Origin of the sequence: Psychroserpens burtonensis DSM 12212, assembly GCF_000425305.1 — a bacterium.
Taxonomy (GTDB): domain Bacteria; phylum Bacteroidota; class Bacteroidia; order Flavobacteriales; family Flavobacteriaceae; genus Psychroserpens; species Psychroserpens burtonensis.
The window spans coordinates 83,880-90,120 of sequence record NZ_AUDE01000023.1 but is presented as its reverse complement, the minus strand read 5'-3'; the positions used below and the strand labels follow the sequence as shown (position 1 = coordinate 90,120).

Annotated in this window: 6 protein-coding genes; 3 read left to right on the top strand and 3 right to left on the bottom strand. The window is 33.5% G+C overall.

Annotated features, from left to right (window positions below):
• From H593_RS0111190 to H593_RS0111180, 3 genes are all read left to right on the top strand, one after another.
• Positions 1-1,432, top strand: a 1,432-nt coding sequence (locus H593_RS0111190) for a gliding motility-associated C-terminal domain-containing protein (protein WP_028872530.1), incomplete at its 5' end; no start/stop codon positions are given.
• A gap of 15 nt (positions 1,433-1,447) precedes the next feature.
• Complete coding sequence (locus H593_RS0111185) at positions 1,448-2,386, top strand: PorP/SprF family type IX secretion system membrane protein (RefSeq protein WP_028872529.1); 939 nt, start codon at positions 1,448-1,450, stop codon at positions 2,384-2,386.
• A gap of 10 nt (positions 2,387-2,396) precedes the next feature.
• Entirely contained in the window at positions 2,397-4,265 is a 1,869-nt protein-coding gene (locus H593_RS0111180) for an OmpA family protein (RefSeq protein WP_028872528.1), read from the top strand.
• A 27-nt stretch (positions 4,266-4,292) separates the two neighbouring features.
• On the opposite strand, the gene H593_RS0111175 is transcribed toward H593_RS0111180, so the two are convergent.
• Genes H593_RS0111175 through H593_RS0111165 form a run of 3 tightly spaced genes read right to left on the bottom strand, consistent with a single transcriptional unit; the run spans position 4,293 to position 6,235 of the window.
• Complete coding sequence (locus tag H593_RS0111175) at positions 4,293-4,670, bottom strand: hypothetical protein (RefSeq protein WP_028872527.1); 378 nt, start codon at positions 4,668-4,670, stop codon at positions 4,293-4,295.
• 20 nt (positions 4,671-4,690) lie between these two features.
• Complete coding sequence (locus tag H593_RS0111170) at positions 4,691-5,554, bottom strand: DUF4846 domain-containing protein (protein WP_028872526.1); 864 nt, start codon at positions 5,552-5,554, stop codon at positions 4,691-4,693.
• Between the two features lie 48 nt (positions 5,555-5,602).
• Positions 5,603-6,235 carry a response regulator gene (locus H593_RS0111165; RefSeq protein WP_028872525.1) on the bottom strand — a complete coding sequence of 211 codons (633 nt, stop codon included), beginning with the start codon at positions 6,233-6,235 and terminating at the stop codon, positions 5,603-5,605.
• Positions 6,236-6,241 lie beyond the last annotated feature (6 nt).

Sequence of the window (6,241 nt, the reverse complement as noted above, 5' to 3'; positions counted from 1 at the left end):
TAGTCAAGATGTAGCTGGAGTTTACACCTATACGGTTACTGGAACGCCACCTTGCGATGACATATCAGCAAGCGTTACTGTAACAACGAATACACCTCTTAATGCTGGAACCAATAGCTCAGTAGATTTGTGTACTAATAATGATCCAATAGATTTATTTACCATACTTGGTGGTTCTCCAGAAACTGGTGGTACTTGGAGTCCTACTCTCGCTAGTGGAACAAGCCTTTTTGATCCTGCTGTAGATTCCGAAGGCGTTTATACGTACACTTTAATTGGAACGCTACCTTGTGATGATGCATCGGCTACAGTTACTGTGACTTTTGTTCCAACTCCAAATGCTGGAGAAGATAGCAACGCTATAATTTGTAGCGATGATGGCACTCAAGATTTATTTAATTATTTAGATGGTACGCCTGACTTAGGCGGCACATGGAGTCCTGCAACCGCCAGTGGAACTGGGATTTTTGATCCTAATCTAGATATAGCTGGCACTTACACGTATACGGTTACAGGTCCAATAGTCTGCAACCAAACAGATACTTCCGCAGTAACTGTAACAATAGAGATAAATCCAAACACAACTGGTTTAGAAATTTCTTCCGAAGATATCTGTTTAGGACTTTCAATTGATATCTCCATTTCAAATGCCACCCTTTTACCTGATGGGTCCTTTATTTTGACTTATAATCTATCGGGAGCAAATCAATCTGACAACACGATAACAATTAATATTACTAATGGAATCTCTATTTTTAATATACCTGCCAATCTGCTAACAACTCCTGGATTAACAACTGTAACTATAACTTCAATTATATCAATAGGCTCAATATGTAGCGCTGACGTATCTACAATTACCACTTCTGACTTTATAATTTTTGATAATGTTACGCCTCAAATTATTCAAAATGGAAATATCTTTTGTACTCAAGATGAACCAACAATAGAAAATTTATCAAATAATATAACAAGTACAGATGACATTACGTGGTTTGACGCTCCCATTAATGGTAATAGTTATTCTAATATTGATACATTAGTAGATGGTGAAACATATTACGCATCTGCTTTAACAGATAATGGTTGTGAAAGTATAAACAGATTAGAAATCACGGTGCTACTTGAAGACTGTCCTGAAGAGATTGTAATCCCAGATGGATTTTCACCCAATAATGATTCCATAAACGATGAATTTACAATTGAAAATTTAAGAGACTTATATCCTGATTTTACTCTAGAGATTTATAATCGCTACGGAAATATTTTATATAAAGGAGATATAAACACCTCTGACTGGGACGGTACTTCTAAAAAAGGTCTAACTCTAGGAGAATCTTTACTACCAGTTGGCGTGTACTTCTTTATTTTAGAATTTAATGACGAAAACAATAAAAACCCAATCCAAGGGAGAGTATATTTAAGCAGGTAGTAATTTGAAAATATTATGACTAAGAAACTCATAACATATAGCATAAAAATCATCCTACTTTTTGTAGGTGTACTTGGATATTCGCAACAAGATGCTCAATATACGCACTATATGTATAATATGAGTGTTATTAATCCTGGGTACGCTACAGATGATCCAGACCTCATAAATCTAGGACTTTTACACCGTGCACAATGGGTTGGATCTGTTGGAGGACCAACTACAAGTAGCTTTTTCGCTCACACCTCATTGGGTAACAAAATGGAAGGTGGGATTTCTGCAGTTCACGATCAAATTGGAGACGTCGTTAAAGAAACAAATTTATTTGCTGATTTTGCTTACGCTATTCCACTCAGTGAAAACACAAAACTCTCTTTTGGAGTAAAGGCTGGTGCTACATTTTTTAGTACTAACTTTAATGGATTTGTCTATTCTGATGATTTACCTGATCCTGCATTTGCCAATAACCTGAGTAAAACCTATCCTAATATAGGAGTCGGTGCTTTTTACTTCGGAAAACAATTTTATTTAGGTTTTTCTGCTCCTAATCTATTAGAATCAGAACATCTAGATAATGATAGTGGAATTGTAACGTCAAGAAAAGAAGAAACGCATCTGTTTTTTACTGCAGGATATGTGTACAATATAAACGAAAAAATAAAACTAAAACCAGCCATGATGGCAAAAGCAGTTTCTGGCTCGCCACTATCTTTAGATTTAACAACTAATGTCTTAATAAATGATGTTTTTGAAATAGGTGTTGGTTATCGTTTTGATGATTCTATAAGTGGATTAGTCAACTTTAGGGTTATTGACTCGTTGCGCATTGGTTATGCTTATGATTACACCCTCTCTAATCTTGGTAACTTTAATACTGGTTCACATGAAATCATTCTACTCTTTGATATTGGAAAACCAGGAAACGGATACGATAAATCACCACGATTTTTCTAAACACTTAATTATGAACAAAAATTATATTCTTATATATCTTTTATGTGTTTGCAGTTTAAGCTTTGGTCAAAAGAAAAGTTTAAAACGAGCTAATAAACTATTTGACAATAAAGCTTATGTTGAAGCAGCAAAACTATACAAACAGTTAGAGGATACTCAAGAATCACTTGAGAAACTTGGAGATTCTTATTATTTTAATTTTCAAATGAAAAAAGCAAAAGATGCTTATAAAAAATTATTTGAAAATTATAAGGACAGTCTAGATTTAGAGGTTTATTTTAGATACGCAAATGCTTTAAAAGGGATTGAAGATTATGACACTGGAGATAGAATAATGAGTGATTACTCTAACCTTCCCGAAAATACTCCTCAATTAATAGAAGAACTAACCTCGTTAACGCCCTATCTCTATAAAGTTAACCAAATAAAAAGCGGTTCTAATATTGGTGATTTTGGGATTACTTATTTTAAGGATAAAGTCGTGTTTGCATCGTTACGAAATTCAGATAATCCTAAATATGCGTGGAATGAAAACCCCTATTTAGATTTGTATAAAGCTTCGGTTTCTGAAGATAAAAACCTTGAAAACGTAGAGCCTTTTTCCGAAGAAATAAACAGCAAAACTCACGAAAGTAATGCGACATTTAGTAGCGACGGAAAAACAATGTACTTTTCTAGAACTAATAAAAAACGTGTCAAAATTGGTGACGAAAAGATTGCTGTAGTTAAAATATATCGTGCCAAATTGATTGATAGCGCATGGACAAAAATAACTGTAATGCCTTTTTCAAGTGACTTTTACTCTACTCAACATCCTACATTAAATAAAGACAACACTAAATTATATTTCTCAAGTGATATGCCAAGCACTTCAGGATCTTTTGATATTTATTATGTAGATATCACAGGTGAAAATTATAGTAATCCAATTAATTTAGGAGGCACAATAAACACTAAACATAGAGAGCAATTTCCTTTTATTACAAATGAAGAAACACTCTATTTTGCATCTAATGGACACAAGGGTTTAGGCGGTTTAGATTTATATCTTTCAACTTATAAAGACGCACAGTTTGAAGAAGCTTTAAATCTGGGACATACTATAAACTCTGGCATGGACGATTTTGGTTTTGTATTGCAAGATTCTATTCAAGAAGGATTTTTCTCATCTAATAGAGATGGAAAAGATCGTTTATACGTGTTTACTAGAGAGCCAAACGTTAAAACGTACTTCCTAGAAGGAGAAGTACGCGATAAAAACTCAAAAGAAATTTTACCAGGATCTTTGGTCACCTTATTTAATGAAGATGGAAATATTGTAAAGCAAATAATCGTTGGAGATGACGCTAAATATAAATTTGAAACCGAACCAAACAAAGCGTATAAAATTGAAGGATATAGAAGTTTTTATATCCCTACTCTTGAGGACATCAACACCAATGAGGAAGGCAAAATTGAATTTGATATAGAACTTGAAATTGAATCTTATGACGATGCCGAAGATATTGTAGTCACCAAAACTGATGGTTACATTTATATAGAATTGGAAAACATCTACTTTGATTTAGATGAATGGGCTATCAAACCAAAAGCAGCAAAAACACTCGACATTCTAGTTAATCTTCTAAAAAAATATCCTAGAATGGAAGTACAACTAGGAGCTCACACAGACTCTAGAAGTAGTGATAGTTATAACTTAGTGCTTTCTAACAATCGTGCTAAATCGACATTAAATTATATCGCCTCAAGAGGCGTTGATAACGTACGTTTAAAATCTAAGGGCTTTGGAGAAACTCAACCTTTGGTAGACTGCGATGACAATTGCTCTGAGGTAGAGCACTCTATTAACAGGCGTTGCGAGTTTATTATCCTTAAATAATAAAGTCGTCCACTCCTATCAAAGACACTAATTTAAAGGTATTTCTAAAAATTGAATACCGTTATACTCAATAAGGTATTCTTCATTTAAATACACTGGTAAACCCTCTCCATTTGGGTTACCTAATCCCACTCCAGCATATAATACTTTAGCATCCTTGTCAAAAGCGTGTTTTTTGAAGGTTTCCATCCAAACCACATCGTAATTATTAGGGTTGTCGGGTAACAAAACAGCTCTAACAATCACAAAAAAATACTCGCTATTTTTGTCTATACATACAAATTGAGGATGCTTTTTTAACTTACTATTTATAGCTACAAACTCAAAACCACGATTTTCTAAATCCTTTCCAACATGGTTCATCGCCAAGTTATGAAGTTCTTGTAATGTTAATACTTTGCTCATCTGGTAAAGATACAAACTTGCTATTTAAATCTTACAAATTCTGCATCACTAAATGTGTAATTGGACACAGGAATAATGGCATTATTTTTGAGTTCATACCATGGAGAGATTAAAGAATCTTCAATATTTTTAACCAAATGAACACTTTGAGCTGGCGTATTACCTTGAAACAACACATAAAGCCTATCACCATTTTCATTGACAACTTCATCTCCAATCATTACAATATGGCCAGGAGAACCACCTTTAATAAGCATATCTCCAATTTTTAAATCTTTGGAGTCCATAGATTTTAATTCATTATATAATGATAATGTTCCAGAATACATATAAATTAAATTGAGGTATTTATAAAAGTTTTCTTCGGAAGGACTTGCCCTAGCTGTCTTATGAAATGATACTTTATTACCACTAATTTTTGGACGATAACCTTCTTTATATTTTTTCCAAGAGCAGTAATGACCAGACGTGAAATTAAAGCCTATTTCATCTTTTCTATTATTTACCCAAAGGTATTCGCTTCTAATTCTGATCAATGCATCTGCACATTGTTGTAATCCGTTTTTAGGTACAGGAACTTCTAAAATACCTATGTGTCCACCTTGCCAAAAGTATTCCGAAGAATCATAATTTATTATTTTACTACTGAAGGGTTTTAGCTTATAATTCCGAAGATACTCCTCATAACTCCCTTTGGCATAAACAACTCGTTTGTAACCCTCGGGGACATTTACTCTAGACTGTATCGTTAAGCTATCTTTATCAACAAGACTTGTTCTTTCACTTGTATTGACTGCATTTACAACTTGTTTTACAGGTTTAAACTGAAATGCTAAAACGACCAGTGAGCTTAAAATTAGAATGTTGAGTAAAACTTTCTTCATACCTTGAATAACGATAAAAATAAAAGTTTTGGTATTTAGAACATCTAATTAAAGCTCGTTATCATAAGATTTCTTAATCAACTCTGCCTTGCAGTTAATTTCTAAGGCCTTGTAAATATTTTTAATATGACTGCGAACGGTATCTAGCGATACAAACAAATCATCAGCTATCATTTTATAACTTTTACCGTCTACAATACCTGCAACTATATCCTTTTGCCTTGGTGTAAGTAAATCGCTGTGATTCTGTTTTGGTGCAAATTGATTGACTAATTTTCGGGCTATAGAAGGTGACATATAGGAACCTCCATTATGAACGATTTCTACAGTTTCCAGAATTTTTTTTAGTGGTGTTGTTTTTGATAAATAAGAACAAGCACCTGCGCATAATGCTTTATAAATACTATCATTATCTTCAAATGTGGTGAGCATAATAATGTCTACTTTTGGCAGCTCATTTAATATGAGCGGAATACCTTTAATCCCAGACATTCCCAACAAATTAATATCAAGCAGTAGAATACTTGGTAACGTTTCTAATCTTTTTAAATCTGTAAGAAACGTTTCAACGGAAGCTGAAATCTGTAAACATTCTACATGAGGCTGTGCTCCAAAAAAGTCGTTCAGGCTTTCTTGAATCAACACATCATCTTCAATAATTGCTAAAGAAATAGTAGTCATGTTTAA

What these genes read in the sequence shown, in the direction of transcription:
- H593_RS0111185 (WP_028872529.1), top strand. Translation starts at nt 1,448, where the DNA reads ATGACTAAGAAACTCATAACATATAGCATAAAAATCATCCTACTTTTT.
- H593_RS0111180 (WP_028872528.1), top strand. Translation starts at nt 2,397, where the DNA reads ATGAACAAAAATTATATTCTTATATATCTTTTATGTGTTTGCAGTTTA.
- H593_RS0111175 (WP_028872527.1), bottom strand. Translation starts at nt 4,670, where the DNA reads ATGAGCAAAGTATTAACATTACAAGAACTTCATAACTTGGCGATGAAC.
- H593_RS0111170 (WP_028872526.1), bottom strand. Translation starts at nt 5,554, where the DNA reads ATGAAGAAAGTTTTACTCAACATTCTAATTTTAAGCTCACTGGTCGTT.
- H593_RS0111165 (WP_028872525.1), bottom strand. Translation starts at nt 6,235, where the DNA reads ATGACTACTATTTCTTTAGCAATTATTGAAGATGATGTGTTGATTCAA.